At 70.3% G+C, this 23,771-nt stretch carries 17 protein-coding genes; 11 read left to right on the top strand and 6 right to left on the bottom strand.

Features of this window, described 5'->3' with window-relative positions:
• Positions 1-38: 38 nt before the first annotated feature.
• The 4 genes from P2Q00_RS12795 to P2Q00_RS12780 all read right to left on the bottom strand — a co-directional run bounded on the left by P2Q00_RS12795 (position 39) and on the right by P2Q00_RS12780 (position 7,005).
• Positions 39-1,550, bottom strand: coding sequence for a glycoside hydrolase family 43 protein (locus P2Q00_RS12795; protein WP_275772460.1), 1,512 nt, complete (start codon positions 1,548-1,550; stop codon positions 39-41).
• Positions 1,551-1,591: 41 nt separating this feature from the next.
• A complete protein-coding gene (locus P2Q00_RS12790; protein ID WP_275772459.1) occupies positions 1,592-3,727 on the bottom strand; it encodes an alpha-galactosidase in 2,136 nt (711 codons plus the stop codon).
• Positions 3,728-3,743: 16 nt separating this feature from the next.
• Positions 3,744-5,729, bottom strand: a complete 1,986-nt coding sequence (locus tag P2Q00_RS12785) for a beta-galactosidase (RefSeq protein WP_275772457.1) — start codon at positions 5,727-5,729, stop codon at positions 3,744-3,746.
• A gap of 316 nt (positions 5,730-6,045) precedes the next feature.
• Positions 6,046-7,005: an expansin EXLX1 family cellulose-binding protein gene (locus P2Q00_RS12780; protein WP_275772456.1), complete on the bottom strand. Its 960-nt coding sequence runs from the start codon at positions 7,003-7,005 to the stop codon at positions 6,046-6,048.
• A 192-nt stretch (positions 7,006-7,197) separates the two neighbouring features.
• Here P2Q00_RS12780 and P2Q00_RS12775 point away from each other — a divergent pair, with 192 nt between their 5' ends.
• Positions 7,198-8,157, top strand: coding sequence for a hypothetical protein (locus tag P2Q00_RS12775; RefSeq protein WP_275772454.1), 960 nt, complete (start codon positions 7,198-7,200; stop codon positions 8,155-8,157).
• Positions 8,158-8,168: 11 nt separating this feature from the next.
• Here P2Q00_RS12775 and P2Q00_RS12770 read toward each other — a convergent pair whose 3' ends face one another.
• A complete protein-coding gene (locus P2Q00_RS12770; protein ID WP_275772453.1) occupies positions 8,169-11,057 on the bottom strand; it encodes a glycosyl hydrolase family 95 catalytic domain-containing protein in 2,889 nt (962 codons plus the stop codon).
• 137 nt (positions 11,058-11,194) lie between these two features.
• Positions 11,195-13,426 carry an alpha-L-fucosidase gene (locus P2Q00_RS12765; protein ID WP_275772451.1) on the bottom strand — a complete coding sequence of 744 codons (2,232 nt, stop codon included), beginning with the start codon at positions 13,424-13,426 and terminating at the stop codon, positions 11,195-11,197.
• A 379-nt stretch (positions 13,427-13,805) separates the two neighbouring features.
• Here P2Q00_RS12765 and P2Q00_RS12760 point away from each other — a divergent pair, with 379 nt between their 5' ends.
• From P2Q00_RS12760 to P2Q00_RS12715, 10 genes are all read left to right on the top strand, one after another.
• A complete protein-coding gene (locus P2Q00_RS12760; RefSeq protein ID WP_275772449.1) occupies positions 13,806-14,870 on the top strand; it encodes a sugar ABC transporter substrate-binding protein in 1,065 nt (354 codons plus the stop codon).
• Positions 14,871-14,913: 43 nt separating this feature from the next.
• On the top strand, positions 14,914-16,476 hold the full coding sequence (locus P2Q00_RS12755; protein ID WP_275772448.1) for a sugar ABC transporter ATP-binding protein: 1,563 nt from the start codon (positions 14,914-14,916) through the stop codon (positions 16,474-16,476).
• A 4-nt stretch (positions 16,477-16,480) separates the two neighbouring features.
• Positions 16,481-17,524: an ABC transporter permease gene (locus P2Q00_RS12750; RefSeq protein ID WP_275772713.1), complete on the top strand. Its 1,044-nt coding sequence runs from the start codon at positions 16,481-16,483 to the stop codon at positions 17,522-17,524.
• 95 nt (positions 17,525-17,619) lie between these two features.
• Positions 17,620-18,963, top strand: a complete 1,344-nt coding sequence (locus P2Q00_RS12745; RefSeq protein ID WP_275772447.1) for an L-fuconate dehydratase — start codon at positions 17,620-17,622, stop codon at positions 18,961-18,963.
• A complete protein-coding gene (locus tag P2Q00_RS12740; RefSeq protein WP_275772445.1) occupies positions 18,956-19,858 on the top strand; it encodes an amidohydrolase family protein in 903 nt (300 codons plus the stop codon). The genes P2Q00_RS12745 and P2Q00_RS12740 overlap by 8 nt, the downstream gene beginning before the upstream one ends.
• Entirely contained in the window at positions 19,849-20,286 is a 438-nt protein-coding gene (locus P2Q00_RS12735; protein WP_275772443.1) for an RbsD/FucU domain-containing protein, read from the top strand. The genes P2Q00_RS12740 and P2Q00_RS12735 overlap by 10 nt, the downstream gene beginning before the upstream one ends.
• Positions 20,283-21,326, top strand: coding sequence for a zinc-dependent alcohol dehydrogenase (locus P2Q00_RS12730; protein ID WP_275772441.1), 1,044 nt, complete (start codon positions 20,283-20,285; stop codon positions 21,324-21,326). Before P2Q00_RS12735 ends, P2Q00_RS12730 begins: the two co-directional genes overlap by 4 nt.
• Positions 21,323-22,084, top strand: a complete 762-nt coding sequence (locus P2Q00_RS12725; RefSeq protein WP_275772438.1) for an SDR family oxidoreductase — start codon at positions 21,323-21,325, stop codon at positions 22,082-22,084. The genes P2Q00_RS12730 and P2Q00_RS12725 overlap by 4 nt, the downstream gene beginning before the upstream one ends.
• Positions 22,081-22,713, top strand: coding sequence for a bifunctional 4-hydroxy-2-oxoglutarate aldolase/2-dehydro-3-deoxy-phosphogluconate aldolase (locus P2Q00_RS12720; protein WP_275772435.1), 633 nt, complete (start codon positions 22,081-22,083; stop codon positions 22,711-22,713). Before P2Q00_RS12725 ends, P2Q00_RS12720 begins: the two co-directional genes overlap by 4 nt.
• Entirely contained in the window at positions 22,710-23,747 is a 1,038-nt protein-coding gene (locus tag P2Q00_RS12715) for a sugar kinase (protein WP_275772433.1), read from the top strand. The genes P2Q00_RS12720 and P2Q00_RS12715 overlap by 4 nt, the downstream gene beginning before the upstream one ends.
• Positions 23,748-23,771 lie beyond the last annotated feature (24 nt).

The raw sequence follows: 23,771 nt of genomic DNA, 5'->3' as shown, positions 1-23,771 counted from the left end.
CTTTCGTTCGGTCGTGCCTTCCGGTCGGTCGTTCGGGTTCAGCCGTCGATGGGCTCGTAGTCGAACCAGTCGAAGTGGACGGTGCCTGCCGTGGCGTACATGCCGATGACCCGGCCGGTGAAGCCGCCGGCCACCTCCGTCGACAGGTAGCGACCGTCGAGGGTCGCGAGCTCGGTGATGGTTCCGTCCGGGGCTTCGATGCCAAGAGAGACGACGTCAGGGCCGGTGCAGGGCCCGTGCGGTGACGGCGGGTCAGCGATGGTGACGGCGAGGACCACAGGCCCGGCGGGCACGGACGTGGCGGCCACGACCGTGCGCAGGGAGCCGACCCGCGCGATCACCTGGACCTCAGTGCCGGACGCCTCGATCGCGTAGTGATGCCGCTCGTCCAGCCGGACGGCAAGGCCGCCGCGCCCCTGACCCGGATCGACCAGGGTGCGTGCCCGGCAGGTGTGGTGCTGCTGGCGGCGGCCGGTGAACACCACGTCGGGCTCGTCCAGGGAGCCGCCCCGCGCGCGGAGCGTCAGCCAACCTGGGCGCTCCTTGGTGGTGCAGAGCTCGGCGGGGCGGTCCCGCACGGAGATCCAGGCCGGCCCGAGTTCGCTGAGCTCGAAGTCGTCGCGCCGTTCCTCGGCGGGTGCGGGGGTCAGCGGCCAGGGGAGCGCGGGCAGGTCCAGGGCGACCTCGCCGACGACCGGCCAGCCGCCCTCCCAGGTCACGGGGGCCAGGAAGGTCTCCCGGCCGAGTACATGCCAGCCGGGGGTGCCGCCGCGCGGCCGTACCCCGAGCAGGACCATCCACCACGAGCCGTCGGGGCCCTGGACCAGGTCCGCGTGTCCGGTGTTCTGCACGGGGTGGTCGGTGCCGCGGTGGGTGAGGATCGGGTTGGCCGGGTGCGGCTCGAACGGGCCGGTCGGCGTAAGGCCGCGGGCGATCGACACGCCGTGGCCGCGCTCGGTGCCGCCCTCGGCGATGAGCAGATACCAGTAGTCGCCGATCCGGTACAGGTGCGGCGCCTCCGGAGCCTTCGCGCCGGGGCCGCCGGACCAGAGCCTGTGTGGAGTGCCGTGCGTTTGTCCCGTGGACGGGTCGATACGGATCTGCGACACCCCGGCGACCGTGCACCAGCAGGTACCGTCCTCGTCCCAGGCCAGGTCGGGATCGATACCGGGCACGCCCGGCGCCCAGATCTGATCCGACCACGGCCCGGCGGGGTCGGTCGCCGTGACGATCAGGTTGCCGCCGCCCTCGCTGCAGTTGGTGACGATCAGCCAGAAACGGCCGTCGTGATGGCGCAGGGTGGGGGCGTAGATGCCGCCCGAGGACGCCATCGCGGCCGGTAGACGCAACTGCTCCGGCCGGTCCAGGACGTTGCCGATCTGCCGCCAGTTCACCAGGTCACGGCTGTGGAAGAGAGGTACGCCGGGGAAGTACTCGAAGCTGGAGCAGGCGAGGTAGTAGTCGTCGCCGACCCGGCAGATGCTCGGGTCGGGGTGGAATCCGGGGAGCACGGGGTTGGTGGCGCGGGCGGGCGGGTTCTGGGCGGTCACCCTCGGTCGTCCTTTCGTCGGGTGGGCGGCAGGGCCAGCGTTCAGGGAGCATCCGGTTCCGTGCGGGTGATGCGGAGCAGCACCGCGGACGGCGCGGTGGGCAGGGTCACGGTGAGGTCGGCGGTGTCGGGGTTCCAGACGGCAACGGCTTGACGTCCGGCCGGGTACAGCACCTCGACGCAGGCTGCGCCGCCCGCCCGTTCAGGCACCCGGAGGGTGGTAGTGGCCTCGCCGCCCGGGCGGCGCCAGACGGTGAGGTACGTGGTGGCGGGGGTGTGCAGGGCGAGAGCGACCCAGGGGTCGTCCCAGCCGGGTAGCCCGAGTGGCCAGGACGGCACGGCCCGGGGCAGGTCGGCGCGGACGGCCTTGTACACGGCGATTGCCTCGTGGACCAGGGCGCGGGCCTCGGGCCCCAGCTCCGGAAGGCGGCCGGAGAGGTGGATGCGACCGAGGAGGCCGCTCGCCATGGTGAAGGCGACCTCGTCGAGTGAGTCCTCCGGCTGCGGATATGTCCACACTGCGCCCTGTTCTGGGGTGACGGCGGTGGGTGTGGAGGCCGCGATGGGCGCGTAGCGGTGCAGGTTCTGCTGGTCGCTGGTGGACTGCAGTTGCAGCCGCGACAGCAGGGCGTCGTCCCAACGCATGCCGCCCGAGGCGCAGTTCTCCACCACCAGGTGCGGATGGCGGTCCAGGATGCCGTCGAGCCAGTCCAGGTGCGCCCGGTTGTGGCCGAGCAGTCCGGCGCCCGGACTCTCGCCGGGGTGGGCGCTGGTGCCGGAGCCGGGGTCGATGTTGTGGTCGAGCTTGAGGTAGCCGACGCCCCACTCGCCGACCAGACGGTCCACGACCTGGTCCAGGTGGGCGCGGGCGGCCGGGTGGCGCAGGTCCAGGTGGTACCGGCCGGACTCCGTGACCCGGACGCCGTCGCGGCGGAAGAACGCCTCGTCGGGCAGGGACTTGGCCATGGGGCTGCGGACGCCTATCACCTCCGGCTCCAGCCACAGGCCGGGCACCATGCCGCGCTCCCGGATGCGGTCCAGCACCTCGTGGATGCCCTTGTCACCGGGGAAGCGTGAGGCGGCCGGTTCCCAGGCGCCGACGGTGGTCCACCAGCCGTCACCGCCGTCGTCGTACCAGCCCGCGTCGATGACGAAGTACTCGGCGCCGGCCTCGGCCGCCGCGTCGATCAGCGGCAGCAGTTTTTCGGTGGTGGGGTCTCCCATCAGGCAGTTCATGTAGTCGTTGAAGATGACGGGCAGAGCCCGGTGGTCGGGATGCGGGCGGCGGTGGGCGCGTCGGTAGCGGGTCAGCGCGGCGAACGCGGCGTCGGGACCGCCGTCGGCGCTGAAGGACAGAGCCACGGGTACGGTGCGGAAGACGGCGCCGGGTTCCAGCGGCTGCCGCCAGCCGTGGTGGAGGTCGGTGGGCCCGAACAGTGCCAGGTAGGCCGTCTTGTCACGCTCGGCGCACTCCCAGCGCCAGCCCCCGCCGTTGTGCTCGATCTGCCACACCCAGGTGCGGCCGGTGTGCCGGTCCGTCAGGCCGCCCATGGGCAGGTGCCCGCAGCTGGACCAGGCTCCCTGTCCGGTCAGGGCGAAGCCGGAACGGCCGTTCGCGTGCCTCACGCGTCCTGAATGGTCCGGTGTGGTCAGCCGCAGCGGCCGGCGCTGCCAGCGGCATTCGGCGAGCCAGTCGTTCTCCGCCCACAACAGGTCGGCGGCGTCCAGGTCCGCCGGGCCCGGCGCGGTGAGGCACCCCATGGCGAACGAACTGACCGACTCCAGGTGGAGCGTGTCCTGCCCTTCGTTGCGCAGGGTCACCTCGCCGCGGAGCACGGGTATGCCGTCCGGCGACCGGTAGGTCACCTCCGCGACCAGACCGGTGTCCGGATCGTGGAGGTGGACGGTCAGGGTGTGCCAGTCCCCGTCGCGGGCCGCACGGTGGGTCCGGTGGCGCAGCCGCTCGCCGATCGCCGTCTGGACCAGGCGGCTGCCCGACCAGTCGCGCCCGTGACCCGTGGCCGTCACCTCCACCAGGGGCAGGGATCCACGGGGGCCGTTGGCCGCCTCGCCCGGCAGTCCGAGCTGCGTCAGGCGGGCGTTGCCGTCGTCGCCGAGGGCGAACTCGAGGTGCAGGGCCTCATGACCCCAGCCGAAGCTCCGCTGTTCCGATTTCATGGTGGCCTTTTCCGGGTCAGTGGCCGCGCAGAACCGCGCAACCGCCGGGCGGCAGTTCGTGGGCCGCCCGGCCGGTGAGCAGGTCGTGGGCGGGATCCGGCAGGGGCACGGCGTCCTCGGTGTGGTTGATCAGGACGTGCCAGCGGCGGCCGTCGGCCGCGTGCCGGGTGACGGCTTCCACCCCGGCCGGCAGGTCCGGCAGCTCCGGCTCGACACCGGCCTCCTTCAGGAGCCGTCCGAGCAGGGCGCCGTAGTCGGCCTCGTCCAGGCGGGTGGAGAGATACCAACCCTGCCCGGTGCCGAAGCGGTGCCGGGTCATTGCAGGGCTGTCCGCGAGCATGCCGTGGCTGTAGGCGGCGAGCGTTTCGGCGCCCTCGGCGCGCACGGACTCGCTCCAGACGGTGCCGTGCGAGCCGTCAGACAGGGTGATCCGCTCGTCGGTCCGCAGCGGCCGGTGCTCCTCGACGCGGATGCCCAACGCCTCGCGCAACGGTGCGGCCGGGTAGCCGCCGAGCCGGGCGTGCATGCGGTCGTCGACGTAGCCGGCGGCGTGCTGGACGAGGAGCGTTCCCCCACCCTCGACGTAACGGCGCAGGTTCTGGGCGCCCTTGTCGGACAGCAGGAACAAGGAGGGCGCGATGACCAGCCGGTAGCGGCTCAACTCGTGCTCCGGGTGGGCGAAGTCCGCCGTGACGCCCGCGTCCCACAGCGCGCGGTGCGCCCCGGCGAGCGGTGCGTGGTAGTCGAGGCGGGAGGAGGGCAGGCCGTCCACCTCCAGTGCCCACATGGCGTCCGGGTCGTCGAGCACGGCCACCTGCGCCGTGACCGTCGATCCCGCCAGCTCGCCGAGCCGTGCGACTGCCTCACCGGTCTGTGTGACCTCGCGGAAGATCCGGCTGTCGGGGCCCGCGTGCGGCAGCATCGCCGAGTGCCAGGTCTCGGCGCCCGACCGGGACTGCCGCCACTGGAAGAACAGGGCGCCCTCCGAACCGCGCGCGATGTGGCCGAGGCTGTGGCGCAGAACATCCCCCGGCTCCTTGCCGATCACCTGCTCGCCGTCGTAGACCGTGCTGGTGCCCTGCTCCATCAGCAGCCACGGGCGGCCGCCGGCCAGGGAGCGGGAGCGGTCGGCGTAGAAGGCCGCATGTGCGGCGCCGTCGAGGCCGTTCGCGTCCGGGTACTGGTCGGAGCTGACGACGTCGAGTTCGCGGGCGAACGCCCACACGTTCAGCCGCAGGTCGTAGGGCAGCATCAGGTTCGTCGTCACCGGACGGTCGCTGTGCTCGCGGATCGCGTCGCGCTGCTCGCAGTAGGCGGCGATGATCTCGTCGCCCCAGAAGCGGTGGAAGTCCACTGTCTGGCCGGGGTTCTTGTGGTACTGCGTCGCGCGCGGGGGCAGGACCTGCTCCCAGGAGGTGTAGCGCTGGCTCCAGAAGGCCGTGCCCCAGGCCTCGTTGAGGGCGTCCAGCGAGCCGTGCCGGGCGCGCAGCCACACTCGGAACGCGGCCGCCGCATGGTCGCACCAGCAGAGCGTGCCGTACTCGTTGTGCACGTGCCACAGCGCGAGGGCGGGGTGGTTGCCGTACCGTTCGGCCAGCGTGGAGGCGATCCGGCGGGCCGCGCTGCGGTAGGCGGGCGAGGCGAGGCAGTAGGTGTCGCGGCTGCCGTGGACGAGGCGGGTGCCGTCGGCCTGGACCGCCAGTGCGTCTGGGTGGGCGAGGGTGAACCAGGGCGGCGGGGAGGCCGTCGGGGTGGCGAGGTCGACGGCCACGCCGTTCGCGTGGAGGCGTTCGATGTGGGCGTCCAGCCAGATGAAGTCGTAGCGTCCCTCCTCCGGTTCGAGCAGCGCCCAGGAGAAGACGCCCATCGTGGCCAGATTGACCCTGGCCCGGCGCATGAGTTCGTCGTCCTCCTTCCAGACCGGCTCGTCCCACTGCTCGGGGTTGTAGTCGCCGCCGAAGGCGAGGCCGCTCAGGCGGTCGGTGATACTGCGTGCCGTCATGAGGCTTCCTTGGGTACGGAGGGACGAGCGACTCTCTGACGAAACGTCAGGACGGGTCCTCGGCAGTTGTCGAAGCGCTTCACATCGCAGGCGAAGGTAACGGAGAAGTTTCGTGCGAAACAAGAGCTCCTGCGCCAAGAAACTTTCCTACCCTGGCCCATTGACAGCTTCTCAGGGTGGACGGCGCTGTCGATGCGCTTCGACACTGCGGCCTCTATGGCTGAGATTCCGTGCGAGAAACGCAGATCGCCGAAGCCCTGCTGGGTCGACTGCTCCTTGACCAGCAGGGCTTCGGCGTGGCCGACGAGGGCGAGTGTCAGTGCCGGGCGAACTGGACCCGGGTCGGCTGCACGACGTTCGGCCGCAGGGCGATCCCGCCGACGGTCAGCTGTTCCCCGTAGATGTCCGTGATTCTGATCGTGCTGCCGCACCCACTGCCGTCGGCGGATATGAAGTAGTTGTAGGAGGTGCGGGACAACTGCCGCCAGCCGCTCCCGGTGTGGACCTCCAGCCGTGTCACCGGATTGCGTTGGCCGATCGTCTGGATGCCGCACCAGTAGGGGTTGGACCCGGTCTTGTACCTGATGGACACCATCTGGGACGTGCTCGGGCTGACCAGGCTCCAGGTGATCGGGATCCGGCCGACCTTGAGGTCCGCGAGTTTGGCGAAGGCCTGTTGGCTGAGATCGAGTTGCCCGGGTGCGCAGGGCAGGGGGCACTCGTTGGTGATCCGTACCGTGATGGAGGCGCCGTTCGCCGCGCGGACGTGTACATACGCGCCGCACGCCCTGGACGTCTCGTAGTCGGTGGTGTTCATCGCCGCGATCATCATGTCGTCGCTCGGGCCGAACCCACAGGCGCCGTCTCCGTCGCCGGCCTCGTAGGCGGTGGCGACCCCTGGGTAGGTGGTCCCGGGCCGTATCCGCCCTGTCGACGATGCCGTGGTCGAATTCGTTCGCGCGGCATGCGGGGCGGACGCGGCCGACGGTCGCTTCGACGGGGTGTGTGCCGAGGCCTTGGGCGTCGGCGAGCCTGTCGCGGTCGGCGTGCCGGTTGCGGTGCCCGTGGGACTCGGGGTGCCTGTCGGGGGCGTGGGGCTCGCCGGGGTGTCGGCGGCGCGCGCGACCGCGACCGACGTCCCATCGGTCCCGCGGTCGGGAAGCAACGCCATGACCAGGGCGGCGACGACCGCCGCGGCGCCCAGCGCCACCGTGGTGACCACCAGCAGCCTGTGTCTGCGCCTGCGCTGCCGTGCGGCCTGCCGTGCTGTCTTCATGCCTGTCCGTTCGGAGGGTCGAGTCGACTGTGCACTGTTCAGTGGTCACAGGAAGCGCAAAGGTTGCCGACATTTTTTCGGACGGCGGCGGTCCGGCCTGTCGGCGGGGGTGGTCCCGCTGGTCGGCGGAGTGAACTCCGAAAGCGCCCGCGATGGGATGGAGGTGCGGACCAAGACCATGAGGAGTGCGGAATGAGCAGAGTGAGGCGCGCGTGGACGGCGGCCCTCGGCCCGAGGAACGGGCGCACCTCGGCGACGTCCGCGGCCGGTCTGCGGCGATTGACCGGGCTGTCCGGGCTGGGCCTTGCCCGGCGCAGCCGGCCGCTCACGGTCGACTGCCGGGTGATGCCTGGAGGCTCGCTCGCCTTCGAGGTGTCCGCCGGTCAGTCGGTGCCCCGTAACTGGCAGTTGGCCCTGCACCCCCGGCACGAAAACATGGCCGCCACGCCGAGGATCGAGTTCGAACAGCCCGACACGGGCGGCGACGGCAGCGTACGGGCTGTCCTCGACAAACGTCACTGGGAGCTCGCCGAGGGCGACTGGGACGTGTTCCTCCGATGCGCGGGCGGCAGCAGGTCGCGCCCGGTCCGAGCGGGGCTCGTCGAGACGGCGCGCCTCCAGGATCCCGCGGCCCTCCGTCCGCCGGACGAGCGAGGGCGCACGTGGATCCCGTACGCGACCGAAGACGGAGGACTCGCCGTGCGCACCTGGCTCCGGCCTGCGCACGCCGAGGTCGTGTCCGTCGAAGTGCACGACGATGCGATCCGCTTGAAGGGCTTGCTCCACGGAAGGACAGCGCGGGCGTACCACTACCGCTTCCTGGCACGGCTCCAGGACAACGGCAGGCATCTCATCGACGCCACTTGTTTCGTGGATCAGCATGGCGACTTCCGCATCACCCTGCCGGTCGACGCGGTGGCGGAACTCCATCCTGGGGGAGAGGCGCTGTGGGATCTGCGCCTGAGCGCGTACGGCGGGCCGGAGATCCGCCTGGCGATGCTGGCCGGCGATCTCGTCGACCGCCGGGACGTCAGCGTGTTTCCGGCCCTCCGGTGCGCGGGCCCCGGCGGCGGGCTGTCGCTGCGGCCCCAGCTGACACGTGATCACGACCTGGTGCTCAGGACCGCCGATACGGTACCGGGCCGACCGTAGAGCGGCGACGGTCAGAGGGCGACCAGCCGCCACTGCTGGTTGGTTCCGTCACCGACCGGCCACTGGATCACCTTGGCGCCGTTGTCCGCCGATCCGCCCTCGACGTCCGCGCACAGGTCGTTGCGGACGTTGACGAGCCGGACGTATCCACCGCCTGCGTCGACCACCTTCCAGTGCTGGTTGTCGCTGTTGCCGTCCGGCCACTGGATGAGCTGGGCGCCCTGTCCGGAGCCCCCGGGGCTGTCGACGACCTTGCTGCTGTGGCGGGCGACGAGGCGGAAGGAGCCGTCGGCGTCGGGCTGGAGCCGCCACTGCTGGTTCTGGCTGCCGGACCAGCCCCACTGGATGAGGCCTGCGCCGTCGGCGGTACTGCCGCTGGTGACGTCGAGCACCTTGCCGCTGCGCCGGTTTTCGAGCCGGAAGAAGCCGCTGAGCAGCGAGACGGTGATGTCGGTGCGCTGCCCGGCGGTCAGGGAGACCTTCCTGGCGTGGGTGCCGAGGGAGGAGGGCGTGACGGTCGCGGTCGTGGTCACGGAGGTCATGCCGCGGCGGCTGATCAGCGTGACGTCCTGGTTGACGTCGGAGGTGATCGACAGGGTGGCGGTCCGGGCGTTCAGGTCCCAGGCGAAGCTGTGGATCCGGATCCGGCCTCGCGCCCGGACCCCGGTGATCGTGCCCTTCGGCAGCTGGTCGGGCAGCGCGGGCAGGATCTCCAGCACTCCGGGCCGGCTGTAGATGAGGGCCTCGGCCAGCACGCCGGGGATGGCGTTCGCGGCGTCGGCGTTGTAGATGTCGAGGTTCGGGTTGTGGGAGGTCATCAGCGACTTGAAGACCATGTTGTTGCCGAGGATCTTCCGCAGGTTGCCGTAGACCTGTCCGCCGTCCTTCAGCCGGGCCCAGGCCAGTGCCCGGTGCAGGCTGCCGTGTGCGGAGATGTTCTGGTCGCCGCGCAGCTCCAGGGCCCGCTGCGCCGGGCGGACCAGGGAAGGCTCGTTCTCGGGGTTGATCTCATGCAGCGGCCAGGCGCCGTACAGGTGTTGCACATGCCGGTGGTTGTAGTTGTCGGTGAGGCTCGGCCAGGACCATTCGGCCAGCGCGTTGTCGCCGTTGATGCGGTAGTCCGGGAATTTCTTCAGCAGCGCCGTCCAGCGGGCGACGCCCTGGCCGCCGCCCTGTTCGACGCCGAGGGTGTTGGCTGCGTCGATGGCGGCCTGGAGGGCGTGCTTGCCGGCCATGATGTCGCCGGTGGCGTTGATCGAGAGGTACACGCCGGTGTTGCCGGGGGCGTTCTCCATGGAGAAGGACGGCACGAAGACCGCCTTGCCGTTCGCGTCGGTGCGGGTGAGGAAGTCCTCGTAGAACAGGGCCAGTTCCATCAGAGCCGGGCCGAGCTTGTCGTGCAGGAACGCCTGGTCGCCGGTGACCTGGTAGTACTCCAGGAGCGGGTGGAGCAGCCAGTCGGCGCCGCCGGTCCAGCAGTGGCCGGGGAAGGTGCCGTTGTTGAAGTGGAGCATGTGGCCGTACTCGCCGTCGGTGCGGGAGGGGGCGAGGAAGCCGCGGGCTCCGTAGAGGTTCTTCGCGTTGGTGCGCCAGTCGTTCAGCTGGCTCAGGATCAGGTCGAAATAGCCCTGCATGGGCTCGGTCAGGTCGAGGATGTTGCCGCCCGCGACCTGGAGGTTGACGTTGGCGTCGGTGGTGAAGTCGTCCGCCCAGGCGGCGCCCCACGATCCGGCCCAGATGCCGGTCAGGCGGGGCGGCAGAATGCCGCTGGAGCTGAGGAAGAGATAGCGGCCGGAGTCGTAGAGCCGTTCCAGCAGCGCCGTGTCGATGACCGTGCGGTCGGCGTTCTGACGGGCGATCAGTTCACTGACGGAGAGCTGCCGGTCGGCGGCCGACACGTTCAGGTCGAGGCGTGAACGGTCGTAGACAGGGGTGTGCAGGGCGGTGTGCCGCGAGAGCAGTGCGGTGTAGTCGGTGCCGAGCGCGGCCAGTTGTGTGTGCAACGGCTGGGAGTCCCAGCCCGTGGACGACTCGTAGCGGCCCAGTTTCGTCAGCAGCAGCACCTTGGCCGCCTTGGCCACCACGATCGTGGAGCCGTTGACGGTGACCGTGGCGCCGGTGCCCGAGGCGACGACGCGGGTGACACCCTCGTAGCCGAAGGCGCCCTGCCCGGAGGGGTAGGTGCCACGCAGGTTCAGGTAGCCGGAGCCGCCGGTGACGGTGGCCCGCGTGGTGAAGCTCATGCTGCTGGGAACCCCGGTGAGCGCGGTGTTGGCGCTCAGCGTGGTGTCGACGGTCCGGCCGGAGGCGGGTGTCAGCTCATGGACGATCACCTTGTCGGCCCGTGAGACGAACGCCCGCCGGGTCCAGGTGCCGAACTGGTCCGTCCAGCTCGAACTCACCTCGCCGGTACGGAAGTCGGTGACCCGTGCGTAGTTGTCGACCGTGGTCATGCCGGGCGTGTCGATCTGCAGTTCGTACGCGGGGTGGTAGGCCTGCGTCCAGCGCAGCGACCAGCCCGCGGCGAAGTCCCGGTTGGCGCCCGCGTAGTCACCCGCGAGTGCTTTGTCGCGGGCGCCTTCCAGACGGCCGGAGATCACCGGCGGGGTCAGGTCACGGGTCCCGTTCGGCAGCACCAGCCGCTGATAGTTGAAGACCACCTTCTCCAGGGCGGGAGCGCCGTGCAGCACGGCCCCGTACTCGCCGTTGCCGGTGAGGAAGCCGTCGGTCCAGGAGGAGGCCGGGGACGTGTCGTGGATGCCGCGCTCGGGGAGGGTGACCTGCGGGGGGACGGCCGCCTCCGCCCTGCCCGGGAGGAGGCCGCCGGGCAGGGCCGCGGCTCCCGCGGTCAGTGCGGCTGCGGTGAGGAAGCGTCTGCGGTCTATGGCGCTGTCCGTCAAGGGGGACTCCTGTGTCCGGTCGGCGGTGCGTGGGGCGGGGGGAGGGGAGGGGAGGGGAGGTCCAACCGTCGTGGTTGCCCACCGCCGCCCGGTCGGCTTGGAATCCGGGCGGCGGCGGGCGGCTGGGGAAAGAGAGATCAGACGGCTGTGAAGGACCACAGCAGGTTGGAACTGCTGCCGTACGTCCACTGCTTGGTGACGGAGCCCGAGGCGACGTTGCCGCCGCCGTCGAGGGCCAGGCCGGTGGTGCGGTTGGTGATCGAGTAGCGGTCGCCGCCCCGGGGGGTGATCTTCCACTGCTGGTTGCTGCCGCCGTTCCAGGGGGCCTGTCGGGCCGGAGAGCCGTTGTCGGTGGCGCCCCAGCCGTCGGCGACCATGCCGTTCGTCCGGTTGATCAGCCGGTAGTAGCCGCCCCCGACCGCCTCCGCCTGCCACTGGAGGTTGGAGCTGCCGTTCCAGGTCCACTGCTTGAGGTTGGAGCCGGAGGCCACGCCGCCGCCGCTGTCCAGGGCGAGTCCGTCGGTGGCGTTGGTGAGCCGGAAGTAGGTGGCCGGGTTGAACTGGACCCGCAGCGAGGCGATCTGGTCGTTGTTGCCGGTGACCCGCAGGTCGGGGTTCTCGGCGGTGAATGTCCAGGAGGTGCCGCTGTAGTTGTCCCCGGAGTAGCCGATCACCTGGTAACCGGGAGCCGGCCGGAGGGAGGAGATGCTGCCCGCGCCCAGCCCGGCCGAGGTGAGGTCGGCCGTGGTGTAGTCACCGACGGTGAGTACGGCCGAGTTGCCGCTGTAGTTGACGTCCGTGGCGGCGAGGGCGCCGGCGAGCGGCCGCAGGCCCGGGATCGTGCCGGAGAAGGCGAGCTTCAGGACGTAGGCGTTCGCGCTGTACGGCGCCGAGGACGGCAGGGTGACCGTGAGGCCGGAGGAGCTCTGGGCCGGCGCGGGCAGGTCGATGTAGGTGCCCGCGGTGGTGCCGAGGAGCTTCACCGAGGTCAGCGACGAGAGGTTGATCCGGTCCGAGCTCAGGGTCTTGATCGTCAGCGAACTGCCGGGCCAGCCCAGCACGGTGGCGTACAGGACGTTGTTCGCCTTGTTGCGGGTGAAGCGGATGTCCTGGGACGTGCCGGCGTGCGGGGTGCTGAACGCGCCGCCGCCCATCTTCGTCGGGCCCTCGCCGTATGCCGTCCAGGCGCGCGTCGAGTACAACGACTCGCCGAAGCGCTTCAGGTGGTCTCCGATACCGAGCAGGATGTCCTTCTGCGCCTGGGGGATGGTGCCGTCGGCCATCGGCGCGATGTTCAGCAGCATGTTGCCGTTCTTGCTGACCCGGTCGATGAACGAGTGCAGCATCTCCTGGATGGTGTAGTAGCCGATGCCCTGGGTGTAGCACCAGCTGGAGCTGGAGATGCTGTCGTCGGTCAGCCAGTACGGGGTGGTGATGTCGGCCGGGCCGCCGCGCTCGTAGTCGAACACCTCGCCCTTGGCGTCCATGCCGTCCTTGTAGGTGGCAACTACCTCTTTGCCCCACGAGTTGGCCTGGTTGTAGTAGTACGACAGGAAGTTCAGGCGCTGTGTCTCGTCGACGGCGTCCATCTTGAAGTCCTGCCACAGGATGTCGGGCTGGACCCGGTCGATGACCTCCTTGAGCTTGTCGTACCAGAGCTGGTTCTCCGCGGTCGAGCCCAGCTGCCCGTAGAGCTTCTTGAGGCTGGGGTCCGTCTGGGCGGGGGCGAACTCGTAGAAGCCGTTGAAGTGGTACGCGTGGTGCATGGCCACCAGCAGCTTGAGGCCCTTGGCGCGGATGGCCGTGGAGAACAGCCGCAACAGGTCGAGCCCCGGGCCCTTGTTCACCGAGTTCCACTCGTTGACCTGGCTGTCCCACATGGAGAAGCCGTCATGGTGCTCGGCGACCGGGCCGGCGAACCTGGCGCCGGCGTCGACGAACAGCTGCACCCACTCGTCGGGGTCGAAGTTCCCGCCCGCCGACTTGAGCTTCGGCGCGAACTTCACGAAGTTGCCCGCCAGGTCCTGCGCCCCGTTGATGAAGTTGTGGTACGGCCATGCCGACGGCTGGCCGTAGGTCGCGATGTGGTGCTGGTTGGCGTTGCCACCCGCCTGGTACATGTTGCGCGGGTACCACTCGCTCTCGTAGGCGGGGACGCTGAAGACGCCCCAGTGGAAGTAGATCCCGAACTTGCAGTCCTGGAACCACTCCGGGGCCGGCGGGTGCTGGTCGACCGAGTTCCAGTCGGGCGTGTACGTGCTGGGCGCCGCCTGGGCGATGCCGGCACCGAACACGCCGCCGGCAACGGCCGCCGCGGCGACGCAGGTGGCACCGGCCAGGAAGTGGCGTCTGTTGATCGAACTCGACATGGAGACATCCCTGATGCAGAAGGGGACAGGGGAGGGCAGGGCGCCGCTTGTTACGCATGAAGGTCTGCCATGTCTCCCTGGGATGTCAACCGGTGTGCAGGGATGAAAAGCACCTGACGGCCGGGTAGTTGGCCCTATTTGAGGTGAGTCTGTCGCAATTTGCGATTGGCCAAACATGGCATGTCTGTCAGGGCTCCATGGCCGATTCGGATCATCCAGGCGCAAGGATTGATGGGATGGATCTTGCCTTTTTGGCGTCACCTTGTAGACAGGGAGCCAGTGGCACGCCTATAAACATCCCATCTCTATTGCGCGGCGATACACAGATGTCGTCGAGGCGAAACATCTCCCGCTACGGGACCGGCGCGAGGAAGCACCGATGAGAGTCAGAACCGCCCTCTGTTCAGCCGTCTCCGCCCTGTCCGCACTGGCGTTGCTCAGCGCCTGCGGCAGTGGCTCCACCAGTGGTACGTCGTCGAGTGGCGCGCCGCTGGTCGGCGTCGACTACCCGCGCTCCGACACCGACTTCTGGAACTCCTACATCAAGTACACGCCCCAGTACGGCAAGCAGCTGGGCCTGGACCTGAAGACGACCAACTCGCAGAACGACGTCGCCAAACTCACCGCCAACGCGCAGACGTTCATCAGCCAGGGCGTCAAGGGCATCGCCATGGCCCCGCAGGACACCGCCGCCATCGCGCCCACCCTCGCGCAGCTGGAGGCGAAGAAGATCCCGGTCGTCACCGTTGACACCCGCCCCGACAGCGGCAAGGTGTTCATGGTCGTACGCGCCGACAACCGCGCCTACGGCGAGAAGGCCTGCCAGTACCTCGGCACCAAGCTCGGCGGCAAGGGCAAGGTCGTCATGCTGGAGGGCGGTCTGGACTCCATCAACGGCCGTGACCGCACCGAGGCGTTCAACGACTGCATGAAGAAGAACTACCCGGACATCAAGGTGTTCGGCGAGGCCACCAACTGGGACGGCGCCGTCGCCGCACAGAAACTGCAGACCGACCTGACGGCCAACCCGGACATCAAGGGCGTCTACATGGAGGCCAGCTTCGCGCTGTCCGGCACGCTCCAAGTCCTCAAGCAGAAGGGCCTGTTGGTGGGCCCGAAGGACAAGAAGCACGTGTTCGTCGTGTCCAACGACGGCATCCCCGAGGAGCTCAAGTCCATCGCCGCGGGCAAGATCGACGCCACGGTCTCGCAGCCGGCCGACCTCTACGCCAAGTACGCCCTGTACTACGTCAAGGCCGCGATCGACGGGAAGACGTTCAAGCCCGGCAAGACCGACCACGACAGCACCATCATCCAGGTCCGCGACGGCGTGCTCGAGGACCAGCTCTCCGCCCCGCTCGTCACCGCCGACGGCGCCACCTACGGCGGCGTGCCCAGCGTGAAGAGCGACGACAAGGCGCTGTGGGGCAACAACCTCGGCTGATTGGTCTTCCGGAACAACGGCCCACAAGAACAAGGCGGTTGAGATGAGCGACGGGGAGCGAGCAGTCACTCCCGCGCCCGTCCCGGCGGACGACGGGCGGGCCCCCTCGGACCCGCCCGTCGTCGAGGCGACGGGCATAGTCAAACGATTCGGTCCGACGGTGGCCCTGAACGGCGCCCGGATCACCATCAGGCCCGGCGAGACCCACGCACTCGTCGGCCGCAACGGAGCCGGCAAGTCGACCCTGGTGTCGGTCCTCACCGGCCTTCAGGCCCCCGACGAGGGAACGGTGACCTTCGGCGGCGAGCCCGCCCCCCGGCCCAGCGACCGTGACGCCTGGCGTCGACGCGTCGCCTGCGTCTACCAGAAGTCGACGATCATCCCCACGCTGACCGTCGCCGAGAACCTCTTCCTGAACCGGCACGACCACGGACAGAGCAGGCTCATCAGCTGGCAGGGCACCCGCCGCCGCGCACAGGAGCTGCTGTCGACCTGGTCGGTGGACGTCGACCCGCAGACCCCGGCCGGTGATCTGAGCGTGGAGCAGCGGCAGTTCGTCGAGATCGCCCGCGCGCTGTCCTTCGGGGCCCGGTTCATCATCCTCGACGAGCCGACCGCGCAACTCGACGGGGCGGCCATCAACCGCCTCTTCGATCGCATCCGCGACCTGCAACGCCAGGGCGTGACCTTCCTGTTCATCAGCCACCATCTCCAGGAGATCTACGAGATCTGCGACATGGTGACGGTGTTCCGCGACGCCCGGCACATCGTGACCGCGCCGGTCGCGGACCTTCCCCGTGCCGACCTCGTCGCCGCCATGACCGGCGAGGCGGCGGCCGACCGGCGCGAGGAACGCACGAGCGCCCTCGACCCCGGTGCCACGGCCGCGCTGAGCGTCAGCGCGCTGCGGGGCGACGCGTACGACGACGTCAGCTTCCGGATCGGGGCCGGCGAGATCGTCGGCCTCGCGGGGGCCGCCGGCAGCGGCCGTACCGAGGTCGCCGAGACCGTCGTGGGACTTCGGACGGCAGCGGCAGGCGAGGTGGAGGTCGCCGGGCGCCGGCCCCGGCCGGGCAGCGTGCCCGCGGCGCTCGCCGCAGGCGCCGGGTTCGTCCCCCAGGACCGGCACCACCAGGGCTTCGTTCCCGACATGTCGGTCGCGGACAACGCCACCCTGTCCGTTCCCCGCAGGCTCGGCGCCAACGGCTTCCTCAGCCGCAGCCGCCGGGACCGGCTCGCCGAGGGCATGATCGAGAACCTCGCGATCAAGACGCCCGGTCCCGAACTGCCCGTCTCCGCCCTGTCCGGAGGCAACCAGCAGAAGGTCGTCATGGCCCGCGCCCTCGCCGACGACCCCCGGCTGCTGGTCCTGATCAACCCGACCGCGGGCGTGGACGTGCGCTCCAAGGAGTTCCTCCTCGGCAAGGTCGAGGAGACCGCGGCCACCGGCACCGGAGTGCTCATCGCCTCCGACGAACTCGACGACCTGCGTATGTGCGACCGGGTCCTGGTGATGTTCCAGGGCCGTGTGACCTCGGAAATCGCCCGCGGCTGGCACGACCACGACCTCGTGGCCGCGATGGAAGGAGTGGACTTGAATGCCTGAAGTGATGCCTGAATCCGTCCTCGCGGACACCGCTGCCGCCAAAGGCACGGAGCCGGCGCCGAAGCGGACCGTGCTGCTCGGCGGCCGGATACCCCTGGCCCGCCTCCGCGACCTCGCACTCGTCCCGGCCATCGTGGTCATCGCGATCGTCGGACAGATCGTCAACCCGGTCTTCCTGCAGGCCGACAACCTCATCAACGTCCTGCAGACCATGTCCGAGATGGCCCTGCTGGTCCTGGCCCAGACGATGATCCTGATCGTCAAGAAGATGGACCTGTCGCTCGAGTCCACCATGGGCCTCGCGCCCGGCGTCGCGGCCTGGCTGGTCGTGCCGGTCGGCGCGGGCCACGGACTCGGACTGCTCCCCGGCGCGTGGTCCATTCCTGTCACCCTGGCCGTGGGCGCGCTCGTCGGCGTGATCAACGCCCTGCTGATCATCCGCTTCGGCCTCAACGGCTTCATCGTCACCCTCGGCATGCTGATCGTGCTGCGCGGCGTCCTCACCGGCATCTCCGGCGGCCAGACCTTCTTCCAGCTGCCGCAGTCGATGCTCTACCTCGGCACGGCCGAATGGTTCGGGATGCCCGCGTCGATCTGGGTCTGCCTGGTGCTGTTCGCCGTCGCGATCGTGGTGCTCGGCTGGACCAGCTTCGGCCGCTCGCTGTACGCCATCGGCGGCAACGTCGACGCTGCGAAGGCGGCCGGCATCCGCACCGACCGGGTGCTGTGGATCGTCATCGTCACCGGCAGTGTCCTCGCCGCCCTCGCCGGACTGATGCTCTCCGGACGCCTGGCCTCCGTCGCCTCGGCGCAGGGCAACGGCTACATCTTCACCGTCTTCGCCGCCGCCGTCATCGGAGGCATCAGCCTCAACGGCGGCAAGGGCACCATGTTCGGCGCCTTCAGCGGCATCCTGTTGCTCTTCATGATCCAGAACGTGCTCACGCTCGCGGGTGTCCCCGCGCAGTGGATCGGCGCCCTCAACGGCCTGATCATCCTGGTCGCGCTGACCATCTCGCGTATCACGGGCGGCAAGGTCCAGGAGTGAAACCGGCGGCCGTCCAGGACGCCCGGCACCCTCCGCCGCACCCTCATCTCGTCGCCAGGGGTCGTATCGCCCCGCACCTCACAGGAGTTGCCGCCATGTCATCCGCCCTGTCCACTTCCCAGGCATCCCCCGCCGTGGCCCGCATCACCGCCCTGGACGTGCTGGACGTGCGCTTCCCGACGTCCGAGCACCTGGACGGGTCGGACGCGATGAACCCCGAACCCGACTACTCCGCCGCCTACGTCGTTCTGCGCACCGACGCGGGCGACGGCCTGGAAGGCCACGCCCTGGCCTTCACCACCGGCCGCGGCAACGACGTCCAGGCCGCGGCCATCGCCGCTCTCGCCCCGTATGTGGTGGGCCTGTCGGTCGACGAAGTCTGCGCCGACCTCGGCACTTTCTCCCGCTCCCTCGTCCACGACCCGCAACTGCGCTGGCTGGGCCCGGAGAAGGGCGCCATCCACATGGCAACCGGCGCGGTCGTCAACGCCGCCTGGGACCTCGCCGCCAAGCGGGCCGGCAAGCCCGTCTGGCGCTTCCTCGGCGAGATGTCACCCGAGGACCTGGTCGCCCAGGTCGACTTCCGCTGGCTCTCCGACGCCCTCACCCCCGAGGAGGCCCTGGAGATCCTGCGCCGCGCCGAGCCCGGCCGCGAACAGCGCATCGGCCGCCTGCTCCACCAGGGCTACCCCGCCTACACCACCACCCCCGGCTGGCTCGGCTACTCCGACGAGAAGCTGTCCCGCCTCGCCCGCGAGGCCGTCGCCGACGGCTTCACCCAGATCAAACTGAAGGTCGGGGCGGACCTGGACGACGACATACGGCGCATGCGCACCGCGCGCGAGACGGTCGGCGACGGAATCCGCATCGCCGTCGACGCCAACCAGAGATGGGACGTCCAGGCCGCAATCGACTGGATGAGCGCACTGGCCCCTTACCAGCCGTACTGGATCGAGGAGCCCACCTCCCCCGACGACATCCTCGGCCACGCCGCCGTGCGCAAGGCCGTCAGCCCCATCAAGGTCGCCACCGGCGAGCACATCGCCAACCGGGTCGTCTTCAAGCAACTCCTGCAGGCCGGCGCGGTGGACATCGTGCAGATCGACTCCGCACGGGTCGGCGGCGTCAACGAGAACATCGCCATCCTGCTCCTCGCTGCGAAGTTCGGCGTCCCGGTCTGCCCGCACGCGGGCGGCGTCGGCCTGTGCGAGATGGTCCAGCACCTGTCGATGTTCGACTACGTCGCCGTCACCGGCACGGTCGAGGACCGCGTCATCGAGTACGTCGACCATCTGCACGAGCACTTCGTCGACCCGGTGCGCATCGTCGACGGCCACTACCTGGCGCCGACCCTGCCCGGGCTGAGCGCGCAGATGCACCCCGCGTCCCTCAAGGAGTACGCCTACCCCGACGGCCCCGTCTGGACCGCTCGTGTCTGAGGCCCAGGCCCTCGTCGACGCCCACCACCACGTCTGGGACCTGGACGTCCGGCCGCAGCCCTGGCTGGACGAGCCGGGGCACGAGCCGATCCGCCGCAACTTCGGCCCGCACGCCCTGCGATCGGCCGCGACCCGGCCGATCGCCGGACGGCGACTGACGAGCACGGTGGTCGTCCAGTGCATCGCCTCCGTGCCCGAGACCCGCGACCTCCTCGCCCTGGCCGACATCGACCCGCTGATCGGGGCCGTGGTGGGCTGGGCGGACCTGACGTCCCCCGCGATCGGGGACCTGCTCGACGAGTTGCTCGCGGGGCCGGGCGGCATGTATCTGCGGTCCCTGCGTCATCTCGTGCAAAGTGAGACGGATCCACACTGGCTCCAACGACCCGACGTGGAAAGGGGGTTGCAAGCGGTCGGGGAGCGCGGGCTCGGATACGACGTGCTGATCCGCAGCCACCAGCTTCCGCAGGCGATCCGGCTCGCGGAACGGCTCCCCGAGCTGCCGCTCGCCCTGGACCACGCCGGCAAGCCGCCGATCGCGCGGCGCGAACTCACTGACTGGGCACAGCAGTTGCGGATGCTGGCCAGGCATCCCCAGGTCCGCTGCAAGGTGTCGGGGCTGATCACCGAGGCGGACCACGAGAAGTGGACCGTCGACGACATCCGCCCCGTGTGGGACGTCCTGCTCGCCGCCTTCGGCCCCGACCGGCTGATGTTCGGCTCCGACTGGCCGGTGGCGAATCTCGCGGGCGGCTGGAACCGCTGGGCCGCCACCGTCGAGGAACTCCTGAACGGCTGCTCCGACACCGAGATCCACGCGGTCCTCGCCGGCACCGCGACCGCCTTCTACCTCCTGACCCCCGCCCCCACGAAGGAGGTGACACCGTGCTCCTGACGGAACTGCTGCATCCCGGGATCCTCGAATCCCTGGCCGGAGCCGGTCACGGCTCCCGTGTGCTGCTCGCCGACGGCCACTACCCCGCGAGCACCGCCACCGGCGAGCGTGCCCGCACCGTCCACCTCAATCTCGCCCCCGGCCTGCTCGACGTCACCACCGTGCTCGAGGTCCTGCTGCGTGCCCTGCCCGTCGAGGCGGCCCACGTCATGGTGCCGCCCGAGGGCGAAGCGGAGCCGTCCGCCATTGCCGAGTACCGCTCGATGCTGGCGCCCCTCCCGGTCGACACGCTCGGCCGCTTCGAGTTCTACGACGCTGCCCGCTCGCCCGACCTGGCGCTGGCGATCGTCACCGCCGACACCCGTACCTACGCCAACCTGCTGCTGACGATCGGCGTCCGCGCTGAAGGGACCCTGAGAGCACGATGACTCTTGCCGTCCGTTACGTTTCCGCCCGCTCCCTGGACACGGCTCCCGCAATCGGTGTGCCGCCCGGTCCGGGTGAGGTGGAGCTGGCTCCCGCCTTTGTCGGTATCTGCGGCACCGATCTGCACATCTTCCACGGCGACATGGACGCCCGGGTCGATGCGCCGGCCGTCCTGGGGCATGAGATGTCCGGTCGCGTGGTGCGGGTCGGGCCGGGCGTGGAGGGCTGGCAGCCCGGTGACGCGGTCACGGTCATGCCGCTGCGCTGGGACGACACCTGTCCGGCCTGCCGCGCCGGCCATCAACACATCTGCCAGCACCTCGACTTCATCGGCATCGACTCCCCGGGCGCGATGCAGCAACGCTGGACGGTGCCCGCCTCCACCCTGATCAGGCTGCCGGAGTCGCTCGCCCTGGACCGGGCCGCCCTCGTCGAGCCGACCGCGGTCGCCGTGCACGACGTGGGCCGCGCCGCCGTGCGTGAGGGCGAGAAGGTCGTGGTGGTCGGCGGTGGCCCGGTCGGCGTCCTGATCGCGCTGGTCGCACGCGCCGCGGGTGCCGAGGTCCGGCTGGTGGAGCTGAACACCCACCGTCGGCTGCTCGCCGAGGAGTTGGGTCTCGCCGCCTGGGACCCGGCCGCCGAGGACGTGTCCGAGGCGGTGCGGCAGTGGACCCAGGACGCGGGCGCGGACGTCGCCTTCGAGGTGTCCGGTGCGGCGGCCGGCGTCGACACCGCCGTGGAGGTGTTGGGAGTGCGCGGCCGGTTGTGCCTGGTCGCCATCCACCCCCGCCCGCGCGAGGTCAACCTGCACCGCTTCTTCTGGCGCGAACTGACCCTGGTGGGCGCCCGGTTGTACGACCGCTCCGACTTCGAGCGTGCGGCGGCCCTGGTCGCCGACGGCACCGTCCCGGCCGAGCGGCTGATCAGCAAGGTCGTCCCGCTCACCGAGGCGCCCGCAGCCTTCGAGGCCCTGGAGAGCGGCGGCGACGTGATGAAGATCCTCGTGGACTGCACCGACGACGCCCAGGGAGCCGACGCATGACCGCCTTCGACCTCACCGGAAAGCTCGCCGTCGTCACCGGGGCCCGGCGCGGCATCGGCCGGGCCATGGCCCGCGCGCTCGCCGAGGCCGGCGCCGACGTCATCGGCGTCAGCGCCACCCTGGAGGAGTCCGGCAGCGCGGTCGAGAAGGACGTCCTCGCCGCCGGCCGCACCTTCGAGGCGATCCGGACCGACTTCGCCGACCCGGAAGCCGTACGAACCCTGGGCGCGGACCTCGCCGGCCGTGAGCGTCCAGTGGACATCCTGGTCAACAACGCGGGCACGATCCGACGCGCCCCGGCCGCCGAACACGCGGACGCGGACTGGGAGTTGGTGCTCCAGGTCAACCTGAGTGCGCAGTTCGCGCTGACTCGGGCGGTGGGTGCAACGATGGTGGCCCGCGGCCAGGGGAAGGTCATCTTCACGGCGTCACTGCTCAGTTTCCAGGGCGGCATCACGGTCCCCGGCTACACCGCCGCCAAGCACGGCATCGCCGGTCTGACCAAGGCCCTGGCCAACGAATGGGCCCCGCACGGCGTGAACGTCAACGCGCTTGCGCCGGGCTACATCGCCACCGACAACACCCAGGCCCTGCAGGACGACCCGGTACGCAGCAAGGCGATCCTGGACCGGATCCCGGCCGGCCGCTGGGGCAACGCCGACGACCTCGCCGGCGCCACCGTCTTCCTCGCCTCCGACGCCGCCGCCTACATCCACGGCACCGTCCTGCCCGTCGACGGCGGATGGCTGGGCCGATGACCGGCACCGACCTGGCTTCCGTACTGGCCGGAGCCCGCCTCCTGCCGGTGCTGACCGTGCCGTCCACCGCGACCGCCGGCCCGCTGGCCGACGCGCTCGCGGCGGGCGGCGCCCGGTGCGCCGAGGTCACCTTCCGCACCCCCGACGCCGAGCGGGTGCTCAAAACGATGGCGGCCCACGGTGGCCTGGCCGTCGGTGCCGGCACGGTCCTCACGCCCGAGCAGGCGGAACGGGCCGTTGCGGCCGGGGCCCGCTTCGTGGTCTCTCCCGGCTATGACGAGGAAGTCATCGCCACGTGCCGGGAGTTGAGGGTGCCCGTGGTGCCCGGCATCGCCACTGCCACCGAGCTGATGCGCGCCCTGAAGGCGGGCCTCGACACCGTCAAGCTCTTCCCCGCCGAGCCCCTTGGCGGGCTGCGTACGCTCCGCGCGCTCGCAGCGCCGTTCCCGGGAGTGCGCTTCGTGCCGACCGGCGGGATCGCCGCCTCCCGTCTGACCGCCTACCTGGCCGATCCGGCGGTCCTCGCGGTGGGCGGCAGCTGGATGGCCACAGCTGCCCATCTGGAGCGGGGGGACTACCAGGAGATCCGCCGGCTGACGGCGGACGCGGTGGACAGGAGCATGACGTGATCGACGTGGTGGCCCTCGGCGAGGTGATGCTGCGCCTCGACCCGGGCGAGGGACGCATCCGCACCGCCCGCTCCTTCCAGGTCTGGGAGGGCGGCGGTGAGTACAACGTCGTCCGCGGGCTGCGGCGCTGCTTCGGGTGGCGGACGGCCGTCGTCAGTTCGCTCGCCGACAACGCGGTGGGCCGGCTCGTCGAGGACCTGATCCTCCAGGGCGGCGTCGACACCTCGCTGATCCGCTGGATACCGGACGACGGCATCGGCCGCACCGCCCGCAACGGCCTGAACTTCGTCGAACGCGGCTACGGCATCCGCGGCGCACTCGGCGTCAGCGACCGCGCCCACACCGCCGTCTCCCACCTACGGAAGGGGGACTTCGACTGGGACGCGGTGTTCTCGGCCGGCGTGCGCTGGTTCCACACCGGCGGCATCTTCGCGGGCCTGTCCGACACCACGTTGGACGTCGCCGACGAGGCGATGGCGGCCGCCCGCCGTCACGGTGTCACCGTCTCCTACGACCCCAATTACCGCCCCAGCCTCTGGGCCGGCCGTGGTGGACCGGAACGGGCCCGCGAGGCCGACCTGCGGCTCGCCCGGCACGCCGACGTCATCGTGGGTGCACTGGGAATGGCCGGGACGTACCCGGGGCAGACGCGCATCGGGGACGACGAAGTGGCGGACACCCTCGCCGAGTTGGCCGGTCTGCTCCCCGCGGCGAAAGTACTGGCGACGACCCTGCGCGGCGTGCCGTCTGCCGGCGTCAACGACTGGTCCTCGGCCGCCTGGTCCGCCGAAACCGGCTTCATCCCCGGACCTCGGATGGCCGGCCTGCAGGTCCTTGACCGCATCGGCTCCGGCGACGCCTTTGCCGCCGGCCTGATCCACGGACTGCTCGCCGGTGCCGATCTGGGGAGCGCCCTCGCCTACGGCACCGCCCACGGTGCGCTCGCCATGACCACGCCCGGAGATGTCTCCATGGCCTCGCTCGCCGAGGTCGAGGCGCTCATCGCGGGCGGGTCGGCCCACGTCAGACGCTGACCACACCCGCATCGCCCGTATCCC

The organism is Streptomyces coacervatus, assembly GCF_029223485.1.
In the GTDB taxonomy this organism is placed as follows: domain Bacteria; phylum Actinomycetota; class Actinomycetes; order Streptomycetales; family Streptomycetaceae; genus Streptomyces; species Streptomyces coacervatus.
The sequence above is the reverse complement of the archived record's forward strand: the minus strand, read 5'-3'. Positions and strand labels throughout refer to the sequence as shown.